This is a genomic window from Mucilaginibacter sp. Mucisp86 (genome assembly GCF_047324315.1).
GTDB lineage: Bacteria > Bacteroidota > Bacteroidia > Sphingobacteriales > Sphingobacteriaceae > Mucilaginibacter.
In genome coordinates, this window is record NZ_CP168503.1 from 2,805,690 (window position 1) to 2,828,264 (window position 22,575).

At 43.0% G+C, this 22,575-nt stretch carries 22 protein-coding genes; 11 read left to right on the forward strand and 11 right to left on the reverse strand.

Translation table 11 applies throughout. From position 1 onward, the window contains the following. Positions 1-122: 122 nt before the first annotated feature. Together ACEN9X_RS11915 and ACEN9X_RS11920 are read right to left on the reverse strand one after the other, a co-directional pair. Positions 123-1,316 carry a serine hydrolase domain-containing protein gene (locus ACEN9X_RS11915; protein ID WP_413670578.1) on the reverse strand — a complete coding sequence of 398 codons (1,194 nt, stop codon included), beginning with the start codon at positions 1,314-1,316 and terminating at the stop codon, positions 123-125. Between the two features lie 132 nt (positions 1,317-1,448). After that, entirely contained in the window at positions 1,449-2,687 is a 1,239-nt protein-coding gene (locus ACEN9X_RS11920) for a cystathionine gamma-synthase family protein (protein ID WP_413670579.1), read from the reverse strand. Positions 2,688-2,919: 232 nt separating this feature from the next. Here ACEN9X_RS11920 and dtd point away from each other — a divergent pair, with 232 nt between their 5' ends. Further along, the gene (dtd, locus tag ACEN9X_RS11925) at positions 2,920-3,378 is read left to right on the forward strand and encodes a D-aminoacyl-tRNA deacylase (protein ID WP_413670580.1); all 459 of its coding nucleotides are present in this window, start codon (positions 2,920-2,922) and stop codon (positions 3,376-3,378) included. A gap of 489 nt (positions 3,379-3,867) precedes the next feature. Here dtd and ACEN9X_RS11930 read toward each other — a convergent pair whose 3' ends face one another. Both ACEN9X_RS11930 and ACEN9X_RS11935 read right to left on the reverse strand, forming a co-directional pair. After that, positions 3,868-4,143 (reverse strand): hypothetical protein, encoded by a 276-nt coding sequence (locus ACEN9X_RS11930; RefSeq protein ID WP_413670581.1) that lies wholly within the window; start codon positions 4,141-4,143, stop codon positions 3,868-3,870. Positions 4,144-4,149: 6 nt separating this feature from the next. Further along, positions 4,150-4,725: a sigma-70 family RNA polymerase sigma factor gene (locus ACEN9X_RS11935; protein WP_413670582.1), complete on the reverse strand. Its 576-nt coding sequence runs from the start codon at positions 4,723-4,725 to the stop codon at positions 4,150-4,152. Positions 4,726-4,972: 247 nt separating this feature from the next. On the opposite strand from ACEN9X_RS11935, the gene ACEN9X_RS11940 reads away from it, so the two are divergent. Genes ACEN9X_RS11940 through ACEN9X_RS11955 form a run of 4 tightly spaced genes read left to right on the forward strand, consistent with a single transcriptional unit; the run spans position 4,973 to position 8,763 of the window. Further along, a complete protein-coding gene (locus ACEN9X_RS11940; protein WP_413670583.1) occupies positions 4,973-5,806 on the forward strand; it encodes a DUF1223 domain-containing protein in 834 nt (277 codons plus the stop codon). Positions 5,807-5,843: 37 nt separating this feature from the next. Continuing rightward, positions 5,844-6,551 carry a cytochrome b/b6 domain-containing protein gene (locus ACEN9X_RS11945; protein WP_413670584.1) on the forward strand — a complete coding sequence of 236 codons (708 nt, stop codon included), beginning with the start codon at positions 5,844-5,846 and terminating at the stop codon, positions 6,549-6,551. After that, positions 6,526-7,335 (forward strand): molybdopterin-dependent oxidoreductase, encoded by an 810-nt coding sequence (locus tag ACEN9X_RS11950; RefSeq protein WP_413670585.1) that lies wholly within the window; start codon positions 6,526-6,528, stop codon positions 7,333-7,335. Before ACEN9X_RS11945 ends, ACEN9X_RS11950 begins: the two co-directional genes overlap by 26 nt. A gap of 60 nt (positions 7,336-7,395) precedes the next feature. Then, positions 7,396-8,763: an MFS transporter gene (locus ACEN9X_RS11955; protein WP_413670586.1), complete on the forward strand. Its 1,368-nt coding sequence runs from the start codon at positions 7,396-7,398 to the stop codon at positions 8,761-8,763. Positions 8,764-8,796: 33 nt separating this feature from the next. On the opposite strand, the gene ACEN9X_RS11960 is transcribed toward ACEN9X_RS11955, so the two are convergent. The 4 genes from ACEN9X_RS11960 to ACEN9X_RS11975 form a co-directional block, all read right to left on the reverse strand. After that, the gene (locus tag ACEN9X_RS11960) at positions 8,797-8,922 is read right to left on the reverse strand and encodes a hypothetical protein (RefSeq protein ID WP_413670587.1); all 126 of its coding nucleotides are present in this window, start codon (positions 8,920-8,922) and stop codon (positions 8,797-8,799) included. Positions 8,923-9,025: 103 nt separating this feature from the next. Beyond that, positions 9,026-9,910 (reverse strand): sugar phosphate isomerase/epimerase family protein, encoded by an 885-nt coding sequence (locus ACEN9X_RS11965; RefSeq protein WP_413670588.1) that lies wholly within the window; start codon positions 9,908-9,910, stop codon positions 9,026-9,028. A 182-nt stretch (positions 9,911-10,092) separates the two neighbouring features. Continuing rightward, positions 10,093-10,665 carry a peptide deformylase gene (gene def, locus ACEN9X_RS11970; RefSeq protein ID WP_112568308.1) on the reverse strand — a complete coding sequence of 191 codons (573 nt, stop codon included), beginning with the start codon at positions 10,663-10,665 and terminating at the stop codon, positions 10,093-10,095. Positions 10,666-10,682: 17 nt separating this feature from the next. After that, on the reverse strand, positions 10,683-11,912 hold the full coding sequence (locus ACEN9X_RS11975; RefSeq protein WP_413671133.1) for a M16 family metallopeptidase: 1,230 nt from the start codon (positions 11,910-11,912) through the stop codon (positions 10,683-10,685). Between the two features lie 149 nt (positions 11,913-12,061). Between ACEN9X_RS11975 and hpt the strand changes: the two genes are divergently transcribed. Further along, positions 12,062-12,601, forward strand: coding sequence for a hypoxanthine phosphoribosyltransferase (hpt, locus tag ACEN9X_RS11980; protein WP_413670589.1), 540 nt, complete (start codon positions 12,062-12,064; stop codon positions 12,599-12,601). Between the two features lie 244 nt (positions 12,602-12,845). Further along, on the forward strand, positions 12,846-13,484 hold the full coding sequence (locus ACEN9X_RS11985) for a transposase (RefSeq protein ID WP_413670590.1): 639 nt from the start codon (positions 12,846-12,848) through the stop codon (positions 13,482-13,484). Positions 13,485-13,579: 95 nt separating this feature from the next. Here the strand turns inward: ACEN9X_RS11985 and mfd are convergent, their stop codons facing one another. Continuing rightward, positions 13,580-16,927 (reverse strand): transcription-repair coupling factor, encoded by a 3,348-nt coding sequence (gene mfd, locus ACEN9X_RS11990; protein ID WP_413671134.1) that lies wholly within the window; start codon positions 16,925-16,927, stop codon positions 13,580-13,582. A gap of 157 nt (positions 16,928-17,084) precedes the next feature. On the opposite strand from mfd, the gene ACEN9X_RS11995 reads away from it, so the two are divergent. The 4 genes from ACEN9X_RS11995 (at position 17,085) to ACEN9X_RS12010 (ending at position 19,113) form a co-directional block, all read left to right on the forward strand. Then, positions 17,085-17,495 (forward strand): DUF4199 domain-containing protein, encoded by a 411-nt coding sequence (locus ACEN9X_RS11995; RefSeq protein ID WP_413670591.1) that lies wholly within the window; start codon positions 17,085-17,087, stop codon positions 17,493-17,495. Then, the gene (locus ACEN9X_RS12000) at positions 17,488-17,796 is read left to right on the forward strand and encodes a DUF2752 domain-containing protein (protein ID WP_413670592.1); all 309 of its coding nucleotides are present in this window, start codon (positions 17,488-17,490) and stop codon (positions 17,794-17,796) included. Before ACEN9X_RS11995 ends, ACEN9X_RS12000 begins: the two co-directional genes overlap by 8 nt. A gap of 123 nt (positions 17,797-17,919) precedes the next feature. Beyond that, a complete protein-coding gene (locus tag ACEN9X_RS12005) occupies positions 17,920-18,438 on the forward strand; it encodes a hypothetical protein (protein ID WP_413670593.1) in 519 nt (172 codons plus the stop codon). A gap of 312 nt (positions 18,439-18,750) precedes the next feature. Then, positions 18,751-19,113: a TM2 domain-containing protein gene (locus ACEN9X_RS12010; RefSeq protein ID WP_091210286.1), complete on the forward strand. Its 363-nt coding sequence runs from the start codon at positions 18,751-18,753 to the stop codon at positions 19,111-19,113. Between the two features lie 159 nt (positions 19,114-19,272). Here ACEN9X_RS12010 and ACEN9X_RS12015 read toward each other — a convergent pair whose 3' ends face one another. Beyond that, positions 19,273-20,919, reverse strand: a complete 1,647-nt coding sequence (locus ACEN9X_RS12015; protein WP_413670594.1) for a M28 family metallopeptidase — start codon at positions 20,917-20,919, stop codon at positions 19,273-19,275. Positions 20,920-21,108: 189 nt separating this feature from the next. Further along, positions 21,109-22,431, reverse strand: coding sequence for an APC family permease (locus ACEN9X_RS12020; RefSeq protein WP_413670595.1), 1,323 nt, complete (start codon positions 22,429-22,431; stop codon positions 21,109-21,111). Positions 22,432-22,575 lie beyond the last annotated feature (144 nt).

The following is a 22,575-nucleotide window of genomic DNA, read 5'->3' on the forward strand; positions in this document are numbered from 1 at the left end:
AGGAAAAGCATCGGGGCGAAAGAGAAATCTTATACACCATGTAAGCCGCTCTGTATAGTTCGCTCAGCATGATGCATAAGATTTCTCCCGATGGTCGAAATGACAAATTTGTATTGATACTCTTACTTCTTTGCCGCTTCCTTTACCAGCACATCAACAATCGCCTGCTTATTAGGCAGGTACTTATTGCACAAAAACAAGCCTCCTTTGCCGGTATCCGGGTTAAAGAATAAATAAGTCCCAACACCCGGGTCATCTCCGTCATGGCCAATAGTGCCGTTGGTGTATAAATTCCAAAAAATGCCTTTGTTGCGGTATGTTAAATTGATGTTTTTGGGCGGATGCTCTTTGCTGAACTGTGTGGTAAACATTGCCTGGTATGATGCCTCGGTAAGCAGCTTTTTATCATGCATGGCTATCGCCATCAGATATTTGCTCAGGTCTTCGGGCGAAGTTTTGAGGCCGCCATCGGGATAAGTAACCAAGTCATATAACGGGAAGCGGTTCTTTTGATCAAGATATAATATTGCGTGATTTTTTAAATCCATATCAGGTATATGCCAGCCTGAATGATCCATTTTTAAAGGTTTCAGGATATACTTCTTAGTGAATTGGGTATATGACAGGCCCGATTTAATTTCGATGAGATAAGCCACCAGTGCCGAGCCAATGTTACAGTATGAAGATGTGCCCCCGGCCGGGCCTTCACCAAAACTGGCTTTGCTGTAATACTTTCCCTGCGGCGATAAATAATTATAAAAAAACTGAACTAAAGAAGTGTCTCTTAGCTTGTCTCCAAAGCCAATCTGGTTCAGGGTGCTTACCGAAATACTATCGTACGCCCTTAGTTTGGGATAAAAATGATAGCTGTAATGATAAATCTCCGGATTGTCGACAATGCCTGACGTGTGATTAGTTAACTCCCTGATAGTTATTTTTCCGTTTGGATCGTTAGGGTTAGTTACCCTAAAAGGCAGTACATCGTTAATATCAGTTTCCAGCGTAAAATACTTTAGTTCGATGGCTTTCATTAGCGCTACAGCAATAAACGTTTTACTCACCGAGCCGATATTCTGAACGGTATTGGCCGAATAGGGGGTTTGATTAGCAACATCAGCGTAACCAAAGCCATGGGAATAGGTTATTTTGTTGGCATCGGTCATGATCACATACATACCGGGCAGGCTGTCTTGCGTAAATGCCTGTTGCAATTTGATGGTTAAAGAATCTGGTTGGGTTTGTGCCTGGATACCGTTAGTGATAAAGGCAAAGATTAGCACACAAAGAAGTGTTTTCAAGGTTTTGTAGGTTTTCATATACCTATATTACAACAAACAGCATATAAACCCCTATTGGTAATGAAAATTATTTTACGAGCTGATAAGATAGATGCAGGCAGATGATGTTTTAATAAAAAAGGCCTTGTGAATAACACAAGGCCTCGATATTTATTCGCCTAAAGCGGTCTTGAAATCCTCAAGCAAATCGTCAAGGTCCTCAATACCAATCGATAAACGGATCATACTTTCGGGGATGCCCATTTCGGCACGGCGCTCGGCTCCAAGCTCAAAGAAAATAGTTTGCGCAACCGGGATAGCCAGCGTGCGGGTATCGCCAAGGTTGCTTGATTTAACAACCAGTTTCAGCTTGTTTAAAAACTTTAGGCAATCAATACTTTCGTCAAGCTCAATGCTCATTAAACCGCCATAGCGTGAAAATAGCTCACCAGCTAAAGCATGCTGCGGGTGCGATTCAACGCCGGGATAAAATACTTTTTTAACTTTCGGGTGCTTATCGAAATATTGGGCTAATGCTAAAGCATTACTGCATGCACGGTCAAGGCGAAGGGCCAGTGTTTCGGCACCTACAGAGATCGTATGTGCAGCTTCAGGCGATAAAGTGCCGCCGGCATCACGTAATCCTTTCTTGCGGATCTGGGTCATGCCCAAATTTTCGGGTTTTACAACTGCCTTAAAGCCGGGGAAAATGTTTGGATAGTTTGCCCAATCGAACAAGCCGGTGTTAGTTACCGCGCCACCAAGGGCGTTACCGTGGCCGCCAATATATTTGGTAAGCGAGTTGATCACCAAACTGGCTTTAACGTTGATTGGATTAAACAAATATGGTGAGGTCATGGTATTATCAACCACATACATAATACCTTTTTCTTCGCACAGGTCGCCAATGTTTTTAAGGTCGGCTACTTGTGTGGCCGGGTTGGCAATAGTTTCAACAAACACCATGCGGGTGTTTTCTTTTACTGCCGCGCGTACGTTATCAACCGAGGTAGCATCAACAAAATCAATGCTGATACCCATATCAATAAAAGTTTGGAAAATACTGCGGCTGTTACCAAACAGGAACGAACTGGCCACAATATGATCAGTACCTTTAATAAGCGCCATTACCGTTGCCGAAATAGCGGCCATACCCGTTGAAAAAGCAATGCTTGATACCCCATGTTCCATTTGGGTTACCTTTTGCTCTAACGCGGTAATGGTAGGGTTACCCTGGCGCGAATAAGCATAACCGCTTTTTTTATTCTGGAAAATATCAACCAAATCCTGCACATCCTCATGTCCGTAGGTTACCGAGGTGTGGATGGGTTTATGCAACGAACCATGCTCGGGTTTGCCAAGACGGTCGGCATGTAATATGGTGGTAGTGAAGCCTTTTTTGGTACTCATTTTTTTATCCTATTAATTAGATATACATAATAGCGGTTGCGAACTTAATTAATTACACCCTAATTACACGAATGGAATTGACACTAATTGTACGAATGATATCGAATTGACACGAATGCTTTTATGATGACTTGAATTTGACCGAATTACACGAATTACTTTATACAAGGTAGATGATTAGCGAAATTCGCCTAAATTGTGGCCGATATAAAAGAAATTCGTGTAAAAATATATGAGGGCTGTACTACAACGCGTTACTCAGGCAAGCTGTACTGTTGACGGAAAGATCACAGGTGAAATAGGTGCCGGGTTTTTGGTTTTATTGGGAATTGAAGACGCCGACACTACAGAAGACCAGCAATGGCTGGCCAATAAGATAGTTGGGATGCGAGTTTTCGGAGATGAAAATGGCCTGATGAATAAAGCCCTTGCAGATATTGACGGAGATATACTGCTGATCTCCCAGTTTACGCTTTTCGCACAGACCAAAAAGGGAAACCGTCCATCGTTTTTGAGGGCTGCCAAACCGGATAAGGCTATCCCGATGTATGAGCAAATGGTACAAACGCTTGAAACATTGACAGGCAAAAAGATAGCAACCGGTATTTTTGGTGCAGACATGAAGATTAGCTTATTAAATGACGGCCCGGTAACTATTATTATGGATACAAAGGATAGGGATAGTCATTGAGGATGAGTCGGGTAATGTAAATAACATGGAAAAGAAATTTTCACACGAATTTATTCGAATTAACTAATTACACGAATTGTTTTAAATCAGAATCAATACATTCGGTTGAACTAAAAATTTAAACCTTATCAACGTATGGCTATCTTATTTAAAGAGGAATCGTTTAAAATAATTGGAGCTTGTTATGAAGTTCATACAGTTTTGGGGCATGGATTCATCAAGCAGTTTATAAAGATGCCCTTGAAATAGAATTTACCAGGCTCGGTATTCCAATTTACGCGTGAAAAACCTTATACAATAATCTATAAAGAACAGGAATTAAAGCACTACTTTTTTGCCGATTTTGTAGTTTATGATAACCAGCGGAAATATCAAAGAGTAATTATTTAAGCGATACAGCCTGAATTAGTGTAATTCGAATAATTGTGTATAATGTGCAAATAATTCGTGTAGAAATTTTTAATTCGCTCTTCTCATTCGTGATAAAATCTATTTATTACCCAATCCCTCTTCAATCCTCGCCTGTAAATCAGCTTTAAAAGTATCATCCAATTTCAACTCATTGTTCAGCGAATCACGAAAAAGCTGCTGTACCATATCATTAATAGCACGGCTTTGTTTATTGTATAGTACGCACATACCGCAACCAGCCAGGTGAATCCGTAGTTCAATTTCCTCGCGGAAACTTAATCTCCTGATCTGCTTTTTTTCGATCAGGAAAGTAGCCTGTTTGCAGTTATATATTATCTTATTTAAGTAGCTCATTTTAATTTAATTCCAGTTTTTTTGAAGACATGCCCTCAGGTTAACTTTTGCCCGGTGAATGATTACCCAAAAGTTAGCCTGGGTAACATGCAGCTCGGTGCAGATATTTTCGGTAGCGGCATCATCAATATGTTTCATGGTAAAAACCGCATTCCACAGGGCCGGAAGTTTTTGCAGGCACATTTGTAAAATACTGTTCAATTCTTTTTTTAATAAAGGATCCTGCTCATCCATTCCGGTGATGGGCTGAGGGGCGTACTCCGCTTTCCAGTGACCGTTATCTTCCTCAAAAAATTCATCCTGTTCCTGCGCCGCTTTATTGGCCGAAGCTATGGCAAGTCCCGACGACTTTTTGCGATATACATCAATAATTTTATTTTTAAGGATAGCGGTAAGCCACGTTCGTTCGGTGCTTTTGCCTTCAAACCTGTTAACCTTTTCAAGAGCTGCCAAAAAGGTTTCCTGCACAAGGTCTTTAGCTAAATCCTCGTCATTGATCCGCACAATGGCATACATGTACAGGTAATCGGCATAGGCGGCAACCCATTTATGAGGGTTTAATACATTAGTTTCGGTTATCATGGAATGCAATATGCTTATACATTTGTCAGGTTAGTCGGGCGCAGACATTAATCCTTACAAAAATAATCTCAAAACGGTGTTTATTCCTTACCAGTGCTTCCGGTTAATAACTAAGTTACGTTACTTGAATTGATAATGAGCTTATTATACCGATATTTATATCAGCCAAAAAAATAAAATTTGTTGTAAGGTTATCCCCATAAACCCGACAAAGCAGTAAAAACGTATATCATTTAATCTGAATAAAATGAGAAAGATCAAAGTGTTAGCGCTTGTGTCGATTATAATAGGCGCGGCAATTATTTCAACGGCTTTTACTAATTGTAAAAATACAGCAAAAGGGAATAGCAAAACATCCGCGAGGGAGGGCGAAGGTTTTGCCTTGGTAGAACTGTTCACTTCCGAAGGCTGTTCGAGTTGTCCGCCGGCTGATGACCTGGTAGCCAAAGTTCAAAAAGAAATAGGAGATAAGCCTGTTTACATTTTGGCTTACCATGTTGATTACTGGAACCGTCTTGGTTGGAAAGACGTTTTCAGCAGTGCTGATTATTCAAAACGGCAGAATGAATATGCCCGGTGGCTCAATCTGTCGCAGGTTTATACACCTCAGATTGTGGTTAACGGCAAAACGGAGTTTGTGGGTTCGCAGGAGGGGAGTTTGCGCAATGCCATCAAAAATGGTTTACAGGATGGCAGTAGCGTTAATTTAAACCTGGACGTTGCCCGCAATGCTAATAATACAGCTACTATACAATATAAAATTGAAGGTAATACGGGGAGCAGCAATAATGTTGTATTACTGGCGCTGGTGCAAAAGCAAGCCATAATAAAAGTTGAACATGGTGAAAACGGTGGCCGCACACTGGCACATGCTCAAATTGTACGTAATCTGCAAACCCTGCCTTTAAGTAAAAAAGCCGGCAGCGCAACCCTTGCTTTGCCCGCAGGGTTTAATGCACAGGGCTGGGAGGTAATAGGTTTTGTGCAAAACACCGGCAATGGCGCGATTTTAGGCGCGTCAAAAGCCCAGTTTAAAGTAACGGCAGCTGTTGATAGGCGAGATACCTCAGGCAAATTGTAGTTAAAAACAGTTGTGTCAAAAAAACATATACTATTAGATGAAAGTAATTAAAGAGAAACACCCCCTGTTAATGCGCTGGACGCATTGGGTAAACTTTCCCATCCTCACCATTATGATCTGGAGCGGGTTGCTCATTTATTGGGCCAACGATACCTATACGTTCACCATTTTCGGTGTTACTTTTATCCGGTTTTTTCCGCAGGGCTTTTATGACGCACTGCATATTCCCCGGCGACTGGCCGAGGGCATGGCTTTCCACTTTTTGTTTATGTGGTTTTTTGCGCTTAATGGTTTTTTATATGTGTCATACACCATTATATCGGGCCAGTGGCGGGAGCTCGTGCCCAATCGGCACTCTTTTAAAGAGGCCTGGCAGGTAGTTTTGCACGATCTGCATATCCGTAAAATGGCGCCCCCTCAAAACAAATACAACGCGGCCCAGCGCATTGCTTATACAGCAATTATTGTAATGGGCTTTGGCTCGCTGATAACAGGGCTTGCTATTTATAAGCCGGTACAGTTTAACTACCTGGCCTGGATTTGCGGCGGGTACCACCTGGCCCGCATCTGGCATTTTGTGCTCACTATTGGCTATGTGCTGTTTTTCCTGGTTCATGTTGTTCAGGTAGTACTTGCCGGGTGGAATAATTTCCGGTCGGTTATTTCGGGTTTTGAGGTAATAGATGAAAAGCCACTGCCCGCCATTCAAATTCAAAGCGATGAAACTAACGAAAAAGCTGAATAAGGTTTTCAGCAAAAATAAAGGCCCCAAAAAGGAGCTTACTGTTGAACAAAAGATCAGCCGCCGAAATTTTATCTCTTTCGGCAGCTTCCTGGTATTGGGCGGTGCCGCATATGGCGGCTGGCGCTGGCTTTATACTTCGCCAAATGAGGTGCCGGGTATAACGGGAGAGGCCCACAAACCATTGCGTGCCGTGCTTAACGCCAATGAAAAGGTGGTGCGCCAGTTATACAGCAATAAAAACCTGGTAAAAACCTACCCAAAGGAAATGGCGGCGAAGGTAGTGCGCCACAATAGTGATATAGGTTCGGAGGGGTTAATTGACGTAGACGCCTGGAAACTGTCGGTCAAAAAGCAGAGTGGCGAGATGTTGCACATCGGTATCGACGAAATAAAGAAACTTCCTAAAACAGAGATCATTTATGACTTTAAGTGCGTAGAGGGCTGGGATCAGATCTCGCATTGGGGTGGCGTAAAATTCAGCGATTTTATAGCTCATTTTAAACTTGATGCTGAAACCCAACTGGAGTATGTTGGCATGGAAACCCCCGACAAAGAATATTATGTAGGGGTTGATATGCCGAGCGCTATGCACCCGCAAACCCTGCTGGCCTATGAGGTAAACGAAAAACCGTTGCCGCCAAAGCATGGCGCTCCTTTAAGGCTTATCATTCCGGTAAAATATGGTATCAAAAACCTGAAGCGGATTGGTAGTATCTCCTTCAGTAACAGCCGCCCCCGCGATTACTGGGCCGAACAGGGATATGATTATTACGCAGGGTTGTAAAGTGTAAAGAACCGTTAAATCGCCGTTGTATATTGATGTAATATTTGCATATTGCATTAAATGCCGGCCAATAAACTACCACTTTCCAAACAGCTTGCTTATGCCTGCGGAATGATAGGGTGGAGCATCATGACCAATATTATTATTGTGATGCTTCCTTATTTTTACCTGCCACCAAACAATGCCGGACTTACGCCGCTGGTTCCTCAACTGTTACTTTTTGGCATCTTCAACATCATGTCTGTAATCACAGCTTCGGGGCGTTTGGTGGATGCCTTTTTCGACCCTTTTATAGCTTCATTAAGTGATAAAAGCGAAAACCGGCGCGGGAGGCGCATCCCTTTTATGCAGTGGGCTGTTTTACCTGCTGTTTTATTTTGCGGTTTAACCTTTTGCCCTATGTTAAAGGTTGAAAGTATTCATAATGCTTACTGGCTTACCTTTACGCTCATTTGCTTTTTTATGGGCGCTACGGCCTATATTATCCCCTATAACGCGCTGCTACCCGAGCTTACCCGTACAGGGCGCGAACGTGTTAAGCTGTCATCATTACAGCAGGTTGGCTTTGTGATAGGCATCATCTTATCAGCCATGGTCAATAACTTTGCCGACTGGGTTGAGCGTTTCGCCGGCATAAGCAACCGCGAAACCGCCGTGCAATACACTATTTGGGGGCTTGCCGTATTTGCAGGGCTGGTAATGCTGATCCCAGTATTTACGATTGACGAAAAACGCTATTCAAACGGTCACCCATCTCACCTATCGTTATTCCCGGCTATTCAAAAAACCTTTCAGAACCGCAATTTCAAATATTACCTGATTTCCGATTTTTCGTTCTACATGGCATTAAGCATCATATCAAGCGGCTTACTGTTTTTTTTAAAATCGCTTTTAAATCTGCCCGAATCAATGGGAGGAGAGCTTATGGCTGCCATGGTACTGGTGTCGCTGTTGTTTTACCCGCTGGTTAATTACCTGTCGCAGGCAATTGGTAAAAAGCCTGTTGTGCTTTTTTCGTTTGGGTTATTGAGTTTGGTTTTTGTTGCGATATTTTTCCTTGGTAAACTTCCGCTAACACCGCAGGCGCAAATCTATACGCTGGTTATCAGCGCGTCGTTTCCGCTGGCTTCATTGGGAATATTGCCAAATGCCATACTTGCCGAAATAGCGCAGAGCGATGCTAAACGCACGGGTGAAAATCGGGAAGGGATGTTTTTTGCCGTTAAATACCTTTTTGTAAAGCTTGGCCAAACATTGGGTATCGCACTGTTTGCCTTTTTAACTATCTATGGCAAAGATCCGGGTAACGATTACGGCCTGCGCCTGAATGGTATTTGTGGTTGTGTACTGTGTTTGCTGGCTATTGTTTTCTTTAGCAGGTTCAGGGAGCGGCGGAATGGCTTCAAAAGAAAAACCGCAAGTCATTGAGTTTGTTCTTGACTTTCAGAATGTATGTAAATCTCATCGGATAGATAATACACCTGTTCCTTTGATGCGGCTGTTTGCCGGTTTTGCTTCGGCGGCACAGGCAAAAAGGAAAGATGCCAGTAATATAACTATGAGGTATTTGATTATGGCCGGACTCATTTTTACTTAACGTTAAATACTATAAGTGATTATACTTATTAAAGCAAAAGGCCTGCCATTTATTTTAAATGCAGGCCTTTTAAATATCATTGTAAAAGTAATATTACACCAAATTCTTTTTGATATAGCTGATACTTTGGCTAATACTATCGAAAGGATCGCCGGGGCAAACATCCTGTTCAACAAAGAAATATTTTAAGCCTGATTTTTTGGCCTGGGTAAAGATCTTTTTAAAGTCGATAGTACCGTTACCAACCTCAGTGAATTTCTTTTCAGGGGTTTTGTCCATATCCTTAACATGCCATAGCGGGAAACGGCCCGGATGCTTGTCAATCAGCGCGATAGGGTCCTGGTTGGCTTTAGTTACCCAATAAAGGTCCATTTCCATTTTTACCATATCCTTATCCGTATTTTCCAGGAGAATCTCGTATGGATATTTGCCGTTTTCCTGTATAAATTCAAAGTCGTGATTGTGATAGCAAAGCTGGATACCCGCACCTTTACAGGTTTCGCCGGCTATATCAAGCATGTTTGCTACGTTTTTATAATGGTCGAGATCGCCACGCTCTGATTGTGAAAGATAGGCACATACCATGTATTGTACACCAGCCTCAGCAGCATCATCAACAGCTTTTTTCCAATCGTTCATGATGGTGCCTTTTTGATGTTCGCCATTTACCAGCTCTTCGCCTAAGCGGTAATGTGCGCTTGGCATAATGAGGCCGTTTTGCTTTAAAACATTGGCAAAATCGCCCGGGCGCATGCCATAAAATAATTCGGTGCCGGTATAAGTTGCACCTTCAACAGAGGTGAAGCCCGCTTTGGCAACTTTTGCCAATGCAGCAACAGGGTCGGCGGCCATGGCGTCACGTACGGTATATAATTGCAAGCCGATGTATTTTTTATCGTAGGCAAACAAATTAGGAGCTGCCAGCAAGCCTGCTGAAAGTAGCGCCGAAGTTTTTAGGAATGAGCGTCTGGTAATCATTGGTTTATGTTTTATTGATTGGTTGTGTAAATATAACGCATTAAAAATGCCAAAACAAAGACCGAAGTTACGTTGATTGGTTTAATGCAGCGGTATAGTATTGCAATTTTTACAACGAAGGCCAACCTGGGTGCAAAAAGAAAAAGCCACATTTCAGTGGCCTTTCATAACGGTGTAAAATGTTATCTTCCTTTTTTTACGTTGGGGAACTTCATTTTATAATCCACATCAACCATGCCTTTTGAAATATCGTTAAGCTTTTTTTCGATAAGGCGCTTGCGCAGCGGGCTTAGCTTATCGGTAAACAGCTTGCCTTCAATATGGTCATATTCATGCTGGATAACGCGGGCGGCCATGCCCTTAAACGTTTCTTCATGGTGCTTCCAGTCGGCATCATAATATGACATGCGTACAACCGGCTTGCGGTATACATCTTCGCGGATATCGGGTATGCTCAGGCAGCCTTCGTTAAAGCCCCACTCTTCCCCGGTTTCTTCCAATATGGTAGCATTAATAAATGCTTTTTTGAAATCCTTCAGTTCCGGTTCGTCATCATCAAAAGGTGTAGCATCAACCACAAATAAACGCATGGACATACCCACCTGCGGCGCGGCCAAACCAACACCACGGGCGGCATACATGGTTTCAAACATGTTTTCAACCAGTTCTTTTATATGCGGATACTCGTCGGGCTCAATGGCTGTTGCTTTCTTTCTTAAAACAGGATCACCGTAGGCAATGATAGGATACTTCATCTTGCAAAAATAAAGGATTATTGTTTAGGCTCAAACAGCAAAGTGATCAAGCCGTTATTATCAAAAATTTCATTACTGATCTCCAATAACTGCTCGGCGCTCACTTTGTTAATTTTTTCAAAAATCTCTTCGAGGGTGTCAATACGATTAAAATCAACCATGCTTTTAGCCATGGCAATAATGAGGCTCATGCGGTTTTCTTCGGCAAGGGCTATTTGCCCAATAAATTTTTGTTGTGCCTGGTGTAACTGCAAACTACCGAGCTTTTGCTCCCTCAGTTTTTTTAATTCTTTATGAACCAGTTTTGATGCTTTGTTCGCTTTTTCGGTATCGGTACCAAAATAGATGGAGAAGATGCCGGTATCTGTTAACGGTGTATAATTTGATTCGACGGTGTATGCTATACCATGTTTTTCCCTGATCTCGAGGTTAAGCCGGCTGCTCATGCCAACACCACCTAACAGGTTATTTAGTAATAATAACCCCCATTTATGGTCATGCCCCGACGGGTATGCCTGGGTACCGATAATGCAATGTGTTTGCGAAATAGGTTTGTTAACAAGGTGAATACCGCCGGGGCTCAATGTTGGTTTTACCCGGTTTTTTTTAAGCTGATTGAGAGGGATATGCCCGAAGTATTTTTCGGACATGGCAACCAGCTTTTTGAAATCATAATTGCCATGTACGGCAAAAATCATCTCGGTTGTGTTGTAATTGGATGCTATAAAGCTGCGGATGTCGTCGCCATTAAGCCTGCCAACGGTTTCTGGCGTGCCTAAAATGTTTTGGCCCATTGGGTGCCCTTTAAACAGCAGTTCCTCAAAGTCATCCTGTATGGCTTCTTCCGGCTGATCGAGATAGGAGGCTATTTCATCTAAAATAACCCCGCGTTCCTTTTCCTGCTCATCATCCGGGAATGTGGAGTGAAATAAGATATCCTCAAAAAGGTCCATGGTGCGGTCGAGGTGCTGATTAAGCAGCGATGCATGGATGCAGGTATATTCTTTGGTAGTATAAGCGTTCAAATCAGCGCCCACAAGCTCAAGCCTGTTGAGGATCTGGTTGGTGTTGCGGCGCTCGGTTTCTTTAAACAGCAGGTGCTCGATAAAATGCGCCAAGCCTTCCTGTCCCGGAATTTCATCACGCGAACCCGCGTTTACAATAAAGCAGCAATGTGTAATTGCCGATGGCCAGTGCTTGTAAAGTATACGAATGCCATTAGGCAAAGTATAAAGTTGATAGTCAATCATTCGGCTGCAAAGATAAGGTTATATGTCACAATTATTTTTCATGTTATTGTAAGTGATTTATAGTATTTTAGGCGCTTAAACCCAATTGCATCTACTGTTAAATGATATTTATATGCATTGGAAAACATTTAAAAGCCTGACCCCGAATGAAAAAACAAATTGCCGACCTTGGATTTGAAGTGTTGATAACCGCCCAACAGATTGAAGAACGTGTAAAAGCCATTGGCACGCAGATAAGTGAAGATTTTAAAGACACCGTTCCGGTTTTAGTTGGCGTACTCAACGGCAGCTTTCTTTTTATAGCCGACCTGATTAAACAGGTATCAATTCCCTGTGAGATAAACTTCACCAAATTGGCCTCATATTATGGCGGTACCACCAGTACACTAAAGATACGCGAGGATATCGATTTAACGGTTGATATAAAAGGACGTGATGTACTTATTATTGAAGATATCGTTGATACAGGCAATACAGCCCATTATTTAATTGAAAAATTGAAACTAAGAGAACCTGCATCATTGAAATTATGTTCGTTATTATTAAAGCCCGCTGCTCTGCAAAAAAAGATAGATGAGCTTAAATATGTGGGTTTTGAAATTGAAAACGAGTTTGTAGTTGGTTATGGCCTTGATTACAAAGAAATGGGCAGGAACCTGCCTGATATTTACAAAAAAGTAGAATAACATAGGTCATTTTTTGACGGCCGATACGTTGCCGTGGGGACACGGCAACGGGGATTAAATAACATAACACACAATAAGAGCTACCCGGTTTCGGGTAGCTCTTATTGTGTAACAGCGAATCTGATAGCAATTCCCGACAAGCTACAAATCCATCCCCGGTTGTCGTGTCCCCACGACAACATGCCAGATAAACTATATTCTCCAGGCTGTTATCGTTTCTCCAAATTCTTATTAAGTTTATTTAATGGAATTTAATGAAATCTATTTTTATACTGCCACAATTAACAACTGGATCCCGCTGCTTCGGGCTGATAAATTTAAACACATTGTTTTAAACAGCCTGATCTACCTGGTTAAACAGAAAAAAATAGAAATCTATGGTTTTGTAATTATGCCTAATCACATTCACCTGATTTGGTCGGGATCAAAAATGAATGGCAAGGAGAAGCCTTTTGCCAGCTTTATGAAGTTTACCGGGCATCAGTTTTTAGACGAATTGCGGGAGACAGATGAGCAGCTACTGGCAAAGTTCAAAACAGATTTGAAAAACCGGAATTTCCTGTTTTGGCAAACCAATTCATTGCCGATAAAAGTGTTCGACCGAAAAATGTTAGAACAAAAGTTGGATTACATTCACCTCAACCCCTTACAGGCGCATTGGAATTTGACCGATGATCCCAATAATTATTATTTTTCGTCGTGTTCGTTTTATGAGCAGGAGGATAAAAAGTTTGATTGGCTAACGCATTATATGGATGCGATGGGAGCACATTCCTTTACATGTGTGTTGCCCTGGGGAGATGGCAACCGTTTTTTACTCCCTGTTGGCGTGTCCTCACGCCAACTCTTCAACCAATGTCCTCACGCCAACCCTCTTCACTAATGTATAAAGCAATGTTGCCGAGAGGACACGGCAACGGGGTAATAAAATACTATCGTCCCGGTTGGTGTGTCTCTAAGGCAACATTTACATCAAATTTACCCTATCCCCGCCACCTCGCTAAGCATCCTTACCGCTTCGTCAACACTATCAATGCCCTCAATACCTAACCGAAGCGTGTTTTTAACCTCTTTCAGATTTGTGCGCCTTGGGTTGGCCTGTACAAAACTCAGTACATTCCTGAAAGCCTCCGTTTCAAAATAGCTTGATTGTTGATTGGTAATAAAATAGCCTCTCAAAACATTTTTCTTGAGCGAGATTTTTTCAAAGCCAATTGCCTTGCCCAGCCATTGCAGGCGCAGGGTGTTGAGCAGCCCATCAACCTGTGCTGGTACAGGGCCGAAACGGTCATGCAGTTTTTGTTGAAATGCCTGCAGTTCCACCTCGTTTTCCAGTTTGGAAAGTTCTGTATACAGATTATATCGCTCGGAAAGATTGGTTACATACTCATCGGGGATGAGGATCTCCAGGTCGGTATCAATTTGAGTAAAGGAAATGTAAGGACGCGGCTTATCCTCGGGGAATACACCTTTAAACTCATCTTCCTTAAGTTCCTGTATGGCTTCGTCAAGGATCTTGTGGTACATTTCAAAGCCTATTTCGGCAATGAAACCACTTTGTTCGGCACCAAGTAGGTTGCCGCTGCCACGAATGTCCAAATCGCGCATGGCTACATTGAAGCCGCTGCCCAGGTCGCTGAATTCTTCAATGGCGCTAAGGCGTTTGCGGGCTTCGCTAGTTAATGTTGATAACGGCGGACTTAACAAATAGCAATATGCCTTTTTATTGCTTCGCCCCACGCGACCTCGCATCTGGTGCAAATCGCTCAACCCGAACATGTGAGCATAGTTGATGATGATGGTATTGGCGTTAGGAATATCCAAACCAGCCTCGATAATGGTTGTAGCTACCAGTACATCATACTCGTGGTTAACAAACTTCAGCATTACGTCTTCCAGGTCGTCGCCCTCCAGTTGGCCGTGAGCAATGCCTATCCGGGCTTTGGGCACCAATTTGCGGATCATGCCGCCCAATTGCGGTAAGTCGGCTACCCGGTTATGGATAAAGAAGATCTGTCCGCCGCGGTCTATTTCAAACTCAACAGCCTCTTTGATCAGTTTATCATTAAACACATGCAGTTCGGTAACAACAGGCTGGCGGTTTGGCGGCGGTGTTGATATAATGGATAAGTCACGTGCTCCCATTAACGAAAAGTGCAGCGTACGCGGAATCGGGGTAGCCGTTAAAGTAAGAGTATCCACGTTGGCGCGCATTTGCTTTAGCTTTTCTTTGGTTGATACGCCAAACTTCTGCTCTTCGTCAATGATCATCAGCCCAAGGTCTTTAAACTTCACATCCTTGCTCACCAGGCGGTGAGTGCCTATGATGATATCTACCTTGCCTTCCTTTAGCTTTTCCAGTGTATCCTTGATCTGCCTGGTTGATTTAAAACGGTTAACGTAATCAATATTGGCAGGGAAACCTTTTAGCCTGTCGGTAAAGGTTTTATAGTGTTGTGCAGCCAGAATAGTTGTAGGTACCAATATCGCTACCTGCTTGCTATCAGCAACAGCTTTAAATGCTGCGCGGACTGCTACCTCCGTTTTACCGAAACCTACATCGCCGCAAATAAGGCGGTCCATAGGGTGGGGCGATTCCATGTCCTTTTTGAAGTCGGCCGTGGCTTTTTCCTGATCGGGGGTATCCTCATACAGGAATGACGCCTCCAGTTCGGTTTGGAGGTAACTATCGGGCGAAAAGGCATTGCCGTGCTGGGCTTTACGGAGGGCGTAAAGCTTAATCAGATCGCGGGCTATGTCCTTAACTTTTTTTTTTGTTGTTTTTTTGAGGCGTTCCCAGGTATCGGTACCCAGCTTATTCATTTTAGGTACAGAACCTTCTTTGCCGCTGAATTTGGAGATGCGGTTAAGCGAGTTGATGTTCACATACAACAGGTCATTATCGGCATAAATCAACCTGATCATTTCCTGTTGTTTGCCATTTACATCAACCTTTTCCAGCCCGGCGTATTTACCTATGCCATGGTCTATGTGGGTAACATAATCACCGGGTTTAAGGTCGCGGAGCTCTTTAAGGGTGATGGCCTGCGAACGCTGGTAGCCCTTGCGGGTTTTGTATTTATAGTAACGGTCAAAGATCTGGTGATCAGTATAGCAGGCGATTTTCTGTTCCTGGTCAATAAATCCTTCACGTACGGAGATACTTATGGGCGTAAATTTTACCGTTTTATCCAGATCATCTAAAATGGCATATAAGCGCTCAACCTGTTTGGCCGAATCGGTCAAGATAAAATTCTCGATCTTATCGGCCTCGTTATTTTTAAAGTTGTGAATGAGCAGCGTAAAATCTTTATTGAACGATGGCTGCGGCCGCATATCAAAGTTGACAACGGTTGCATCATGATAAAAAAACTGCTTGCCAAACTCCACCACCGGGAAATCATGCAGTTGATCGGCGATCAGTTTTTCGTCGGTAAAGCCAAATTTAGGATCAATCCAATCGGGGTTTTGCGCTTTTTCATCGGCAGAAAGAGCCTTCCACAGGTTCACGGCTTTTTTATAGCCGGTTTGGATGATATCCAGCGTAAACTGAACATCTTTGATCCACACCTGTGTGCCTTGTTCCACATACTCGAGCAGGGAGATATTGTTTTCGGTTAAAAATTTGGATTGTACATTGGGTACAATGGTAATGCTTTTAACATGCTCGACAGAGAGCTGGCTCTCGATCTCAAACGTACGGATCGATTCAATAAAATCGCCGAAGAACTCAACACGGTAAGGCAACACATGCGAAAATGAGAAGATATCTACAATGCCGCCACGAATAGAGAACTGCCCGGGTTCGTACACGAAATCAACCCGTTCAAAATCGTACTCTATCAAAAACTCGTTGATAAAATCGATACTGAGTTTATTTCCGACAGCTATTTCGAGGGTGTTTTTTTCAAGCGAAGAGCGGTCAATTACCTTTTCGGCCAAGGCCTCAGGGTAGGTAACAATGAGCTGACCGTATTCTGTACTGTGGTTAAGCTCATTCAATACCTCGGCTCGGGCAAGCACATTGCTGCTATCGGGCTGGGTAAATTCAAATGGCTTTCGGTATGATGAGGGGAACAGCAGAGCTTCTTTGCCGGTAAGGTTTTCCAGGTCGGCCTGGAAATAGCCGGCTTCTTCACGGTCGGGCAGTACAAACACCATGTGTTTATGCTGCAAAAAATACAATGCTACCGCCATGGCCGAATCGCTTGATCCCACCAAACCTCGCAGCTGTACTCTTGGATTTTTTGAGGCGTTAAGTGCAGTAGCTAACGCTTTTATCCTGTCATCAGCCTTATATCTGTCTAATATATCGCGGATATTCAAATCGCGGCAAAGATAAACAAAAAGAAAAGCCAAATTAAAAAAGCATTATGGTAAAAATTAATGCAAACAATATGAGGGCTTATTTACTTTTTAATGATAAATTTATGTATGTAAAACATGCATACCGATTTATAAACTCAACCTTAATTATTTAATTATGAAGAATGCAGCGTTATCAGGGGGAATCATCGGCATCTTAAGTATTATCTGGATATTTGCCATGCCGCGGTTTGGTGTTATGCCGCAAAAAGATGTGGTTGCCCCGGCCGAATACTTTTCGTTTATAATACCGGCTATAGGTCTTTTCTTCGGTATCATGAGCTATCGAAAAAATGACTGTAACGGCCAAATGGGTTTTTTAGAAGCCCTTTTTCAAAGCTTTAAGATATTAATTGTAGGCGGTATCATAGCCGTTTTTGGTTCAATACTTTATATCAGCTACGTATCGTCAGCGGGCGATAACATAAAGGATTTTTCTGAACGGATTTTTGGTGCATTGATAGTTGGGGTACTGCTCGCCTTCGCGGTATCATTGTTATTTACCAATAAAGCAAACAAACTTGATTAAACGTTATTTTTCAAAATATTTTGAGCTCTTGTTCTGGACAGCCGCGATGCTTTCATTGGCGATGACCTCGCCGACAGAAGCATCGCATTTTACCCTGTGCCCACTTAAGTTGATGGGCATTGGCTGGTGCCCCGGCTGCGGTCTGGGCCATAGCATTATTTATCTTTTCCATGGTGATATCAGCAATTCATTTCGTGCCCACTGGCTTGGCATCCCGGCCGTAGCAGTGATCTTTAACCGCATTTTTGTGCTTACCAAAGCAAGGCTGATGGAGAGGAGTCAGTTTAAAAGCCTCACCTGATTTTTATTGTGTGCGTGTGTGTTGTTAACGCGGGCACGCCGGCTTAAGTGCTATAGGATTCGCTAATAACATTTATTTGGTATCAAATCGACATTACTATAGTTTTGAGCACCGCAACAGCTTATGCCTAAACTTCATTTGGTTTACAATTATATTGATGACTATTCTGATCTAACTATCCCTTTTATTGTAGGCTTGGTTTTAGCTTTGTTTGTATTTGCTACATTATCCTACTATTTTAAAAAGGAAAATTTAATTACGCGTCTTTTTGAATTAGTTTGGGGAGATAAGGCATGGAATAACACATTGTTTGGCTCTTTTTTTATTGGGGGGATATTTTTTTTGATTGGAGGCCTGATTATCCCTAACTTTTTAAACCTGCGAAAAGTTTATACCAGCCATCAACTTACATTTATAGCGGGAAAAGTAACTGATTTTGGCCCTATGCCTTATGGTGGGCATGCCCCCGAGTATTTTAAAGTTAAGAATGTGCCGTTTCAATTTTCCAATTACGAAACAGGTATAGGAGGTTACCACAATGCAGCCGCATATGGTGGCGTTTTTAAAGAAGGCCTTTACGTTAAAATAGGGTATTATCCTACATCCGATCGTAATCTTATTCTTTGGCTTGAAACTGAATAATAAAGCTTAAGGTTTTTGACCTTTCGTATATGGGCGTTGCCTTCGGCCGGGCTATGCGCTTCAAGTCCTCGCTTTGCCAGTCCTCAATCCCAACTCACGCTGCGGGCTTTCCGCTACTATCCCTAACGCTGTCTGTAGCACTATAGTTCGGGAAAACTATGCTGCCGGTAAAATATCCCCATTGTTTTTCACCGCCAAAACATATCATTTTACCGACTACTTATCTCCGCTAACCTATCTTCTGTAGGCGTTTTATGGCTGCTGCTGTACCTTTATATCATAAAACAATCGCAAACTTTAAAACTTACTGAGATGAACGCTTATCAAAATCCATATATGTCTTTCGACGGTATCACTCCCGAAGAATATACATTTCTGCAACAGGCTACTGCCTCATTAACAGAAGATCAGGCACGCACTTTTATGTCATTTTATGCCAGCAAAAGGCGCAATCCGCAGGATATTATGTTCGCAACGCTTGCAGGCTTTCTTGGTGTATCAGGCGTACAGCGTTTCATGACCGACCAGATTGGTATGGGTATCCTGTATTTTTTCACAGCCGGTTTTTGTTTCATCGGTACCATTGTCGACCTCATCAACTACAAAACCATCGCCAACGATTACAACAGGCAAATGGCCTACGAAAGCTTTAACATAGCTAAAATGAGCAACTAAATCCCTTTAAGGGTATAGTTTCACTATATATCAATAAAAAATCCACCTTCTGTTACGGGGTGGATTTTTTATGCCTCACCCAAACCCTCTCCTAAAGGAGAGACTTTAAGAAAGATCATTCTTAAAGTCCCCCCCTTTAGGGGAGATTTAGAGGGGCTTCTACTTCATCGATTTATCCCTAATCGCTTTAAATTCCGAACCGTTTTTCCAGCCGGGGAATGTGGTTTCGTTGCTTAGCTTAGTGCCAACTTCGTAAAGGATATTGGCTATCTGTGCCATACCGGTTGCATCCATGGTGTCGGTATAATTATCGGCTTGCTGGTGATAGCGGTTATCTCCGTAATCTTTTTGTTTGGCTTCGCCATAGCTACCATCATGTATCACGCTGACGCTGCCATTATTAATATCAAGCGCAGGTATACCCACTTTGGCAAAATTAAAATGATCAGAGCGGTAGTAGCTGCCCGCGCCGAGGTGCCTGTCGCCAACAGTGCTAAGGCCTTGTGTTTTAACAAGCTCGTCAACGTAATCTTCCAGATCGTTCTGGCCTTTTCCTGTTACAGCTATGTCTTTAGTTTCGCCATAGTCGCCAAGCGCATCCATATTAAGGTCGGCAACGGTTTTATTAACCGGGTAAATGGGGTGGGTGGCATAATACTCTGAACCCAGCAAGCCCTGTTCTTCGGCAGTAACAGCTAAAAATACGATAGAGCGTTTGGGTTTTTCCTTAGCCTTGCTGAATGCATTGGCTACACTGATGATAGCGGCAACGCCATCGGCATTATCAACCGCCCCGTTGTAAATACTATCGCCTTTGGCATCAGGCTTGCCTATACCAAGATGGTCCCAATGGGCGGTATATAGCACATATTCATTAGGCTGCGAGCTGCCTTTAAGCGTACCGACAACATTATGAGATGTTGAATATTTTAACTGGTTATTGATGGTTAAAGTAACCGACTGTTTAAGCGGAATGGCCTTGAAATCTTTTTTGCGGGCCAATGCACGGAAATCGCCGGTTATGCCTGCTTCTGCCAGCAGTTTTTTGCCCATATCTTCGGTTATCCAGCCTTCAACCTTGCAGCGATTCATATGCTTGTCTTTTTGCTGCAGGTAAAGTTTAGCGCCTGTATTGCTGTTTGATACTACTTCCCAGCCGTAGCTTGCCGGTTCCTTTTGGTGGATAATGAGAACACCTGCAGCACCCTGGCGCGCAGCTTCTTCGTATTTGTAGGTCCACCGGCCGTAGTAGGTCATGGTATCACCTTTAAAAAATGTAGGATCGCCGTTTTTAAAGCCCGGGTCGTTAACCAGTACAACAACGGTTTTGCCTTTTACATCAAGACCTGCATAGTCGTTCCAATGATATTCGGGAGCAACAACACCATACCCGGCAAAAACCAGCGGGGAGTTTTTAAGCGTTACCGAATCAACTTCGCGGCGGCTGAAAGTTACAAAATCAGTAGTTGCGTGAAGGCTGAGCGGAGTTTTGCCTCCTGTTATCTCCATTACCGGAGAAGGTGTGCTGGTGATTTGCACCATAGGCACATCCTGAAAATAGCTGCCATTGTTACCCGGTTCCAATCCGGCCAGTTTAAATTGCTCCGAGATGTATTTGATGGCTTTGTCTTCGCCTGCGGTGAAAGGCTTGCGGCCCATCATCGAATCATTGGCCAGTGCCGAGATGTATTTTTTTATTTCGGTAGCGGTTATGGCCTTTTCGGCGGGCACGTTTTTATTGTTCTGGCAGCCTGCAAAAATGGCGAGGCCCCCAATGAGCATCAGGTATCGGTGTTTGATTTTCATATTGATGTGAATTTGACAAAGGATCGAATTTACGTAAATCCCGGTCAATTATCCAATCACCAAAATGTTGAAGAAATTTAAGCCACGAATTTTTTTAAATTAACCGAATTACACGAATTTTTCTTTCTGCGTTACGATTTGTGAAATCCGAACTAATTGTATTAGACAGCCAATATAATTCGTGTATAATCATTGCTTCAGGTCCGGCCTGCTCAGCTTAATAATTTGCCATGCCACCTCAGCACTTGATAAGGCCACCAATGCAAAAATAGCCGCCGAGAGGGCTTTAGGTGTTGAGCTTAATGCCCCGCCAAGTGCAACAGCGTAAACAATAAATGGCAGCAATAAAACCAGGCACAGCCCTGTAACACTAAGCGGAATGCGGAATGGCCGCTCTTTCAGCGGTTCTTTGATCCGGAGTTTTACAAGGGCAATGTATTCTAAAGAAAGCCCGGCGCCATAAACGGTTACATCAATAATGAGCAGGTCTGCAAAAGTCCACAGTACCATAAAACTTACTACTATGGAGCAGATAATGATGGAAACGAAGGGTGTTTTGAAACGAGGGTGCAGTTTGTTGAGTCCTTTAGGCAGTAAGTTATCTTCAGACATTACCTGCGGAACGCGTGATACCGATAACAATACAGCGGTATAAATTCCCAGAGTGCTGGCCATACCGCCAGCCGCAACTACTATGCCCAGCCAGTGCCCTCCAATCAGTACGCCTAACGCCGGGAAGCCGCTATCGGTTAGGGTATCATGGTTAATGCCCGATTGCTGGGCTACCCAAATAGCAAAAAAGTAGATTACCATTACCAGTGCGAAAGCTGTAAAAATAGAAATAAGATAGGAGCGTACTGGCTTTTCAACCTCCTCTGCATAGGTGGTTACGTTATCCCAGCCCAGACAGTTCCACATTACGGTATATAAAGCCATGCCGAATGATGGAAAACTAAGTCCTTTTAATGATGATGTGGGGATGTGCATCGCTCCACTGTGGTGATAAATGCCTAATCCGATCAATAATATAATAGGGGCAAGTACAGCGGCACTTAAAAACAGCGAAACCTTGCCTACGGGCATAATGCCCAAAATGTTTAGCCCGGCAGATGCCCAGATGATCACCAAACAAACCGGGATCTGAAAGTTTAACAGCTCGGGGAAAAAGAAACCGGCATATTGTACAAAAAGTACGGGGTAAATAGCCAGGTCAACAAAGGTATAAAGCCAGGTCCACCAGCCTTCAATAAAACCCCAGTGCAGGCCCAGAGCATATTTTACCCATTTATAATAGCCGCCGGTTATAGGCATCATGCTGTTAAGCTCAAGCACAGTAAAGATGGCCGGAACATCCCACATTAAAGGGGTAATAAGCAGGATGATCAACGCCCCATGATCGCCGGCGTAACTCAATAATGGTTCAAGGCCGTAGGGACCTCCGGATACCGTAAAGAAAATAACAGCGACAAGCTGTATGGGGCGTATTTTTTTTAATGAGGCTGCAGAGGGCATAAGCTATAAAAATATAACTTATGCGTTAATATTTTAATTTTTTGTTGATGTCCTTAGGTCGTGCTGAACTTGTTTCAGCATCCCATGCGCTAAGTAACACGCATACTAAGCAATCAGCAGCTTGTCCTGTGGGGGACTTAACAA

What these genes read in the sequence shown, in the direction of transcription:
- ACEN9X_RS12005 (WP_413670593.1), top strand. Translation starts at nt 17,920, where the DNA reads ATGCCTAAACTTCATTTGGTTTACAATTATATTGATGACTATTCTGAT.
- ACEN9X_RS11940 (WP_413670583.1), top strand. Translation starts at nt 4,973, where the DNA reads ATGAGAAAGATCAAAGTGTTAGCGCTTGTGTCGATTATAATAGGCGCG.
- def (WP_112568308.1), bottom strand. Translation starts at nt 10,665, where the DNA reads ATGAAGTATCCTATCATTGCCTACGGTGATCCTGTTTTAAGAAAGAAA.
- ACEN9X_RS11930 (WP_413670581.1), bottom strand. Translation starts at nt 4,143, where the DNA reads ATGAGCTACTTAAATAAGATAATATATAACTGCAAACAGGCTACTTTC.
- ACEN9X_RS11915 (WP_413670578.1), bottom strand. Translation starts at nt 1,316, where the DNA reads ATGAAAACCTACAAAACCTTGAAAACACTTCTTTGTGTGCTAATCTTT.
- ACEN9X_RS12015 (WP_413670594.1), bottom strand. Translation starts at nt 20,919, where the DNA reads ATGAAAATCAAACACCGATACCTGATGCTCATTGGGGGCCTCGCCATT.
- ACEN9X_RS11920 (WP_413670579.1), bottom strand. Translation starts at nt 2,687, where the DNA reads ATGAGTACCAAAAAAGGCTTCACTACCACCATATTACATGCCGACCGT.
- ACEN9X_RS11960 (WP_413670587.1), bottom strand. Translation starts at nt 8,922, where the DNA reads ATGAGTCCGGCCATAATCAAATACCTCATAGTTATATTACTGGCATCT.
- ACEN9X_RS11945 (WP_413670584.1), top strand. Translation starts at nt 5,844, where the DNA reads ATGAAAGTAATTAAAGAGAAACACCCCCTGTTAATGCGCTGGACGCAT.
- ACEN9X_RS11950 (WP_413670585.1), top strand. Translation starts at nt 6,526, where the DNA reads ATGAAACTAACGAAAAAGCTGAATAAGGTTTTCAGCAAAAATAAAGGC.
- dtd (WP_413670580.1), top strand. Translation starts at nt 2,920, where the DNA reads ATGAGGGCTGTACTACAACGCGTTACTCAGGCAAGCTGTACTGTTGAC.
- ACEN9X_RS12010 (WP_091210286.1), top strand. Translation starts at nt 18,751, where the DNA reads ATGAACGCTTATCAAAATCCATATATGTCTTTCGACGGTATCACTCCC.
- ACEN9X_RS12020 (WP_413670595.1), bottom strand. Translation starts at nt 22,431, where the DNA reads ATGCCCTCTGCAGCCTCATTAAAAAAAATACGCCCCATACAGCTTGTC.
- hpt (WP_413670589.1), top strand. Translation starts at nt 12,062, where the DNA reads ATGAAAAAACAAATTGCCGACCTTGGATTTGAAGTGTTGATAACCGCC.
- ACEN9X_RS11965 (WP_413670588.1), bottom strand. Translation starts at nt 9,910, where the DNA reads ATGATTACCAGACGCTCATTCCTAAAAACTTCGGCGCTACTTTCAGCA.
- ACEN9X_RS11995 (WP_413670591.1), top strand. Translation starts at nt 17,085, where the DNA reads ATGAAGAATGCAGCGTTATCAGGGGGAATCATCGGCATCTTAAGTATT.
- ACEN9X_RS11955 (WP_413670586.1), top strand. Translation starts at nt 7,396, where the DNA reads ATGCCGGCCAATAAACTACCACTTTCCAAACAGCTTGCTTATGCCTGC.
- ACEN9X_RS11935 (WP_413670582.1), bottom strand. Translation starts at nt 4,725, where the DNA reads ATGATAACCGAAACTAATGTATTAAACCCTCATAAATGGGTTGCCGCC.
- ACEN9X_RS11985 (WP_413670590.1), top strand. Translation starts at nt 12,846, where the DNA reads ATGGAATTTAATGAAATCTATTTTTATACTGCCACAATTAACAACTGG.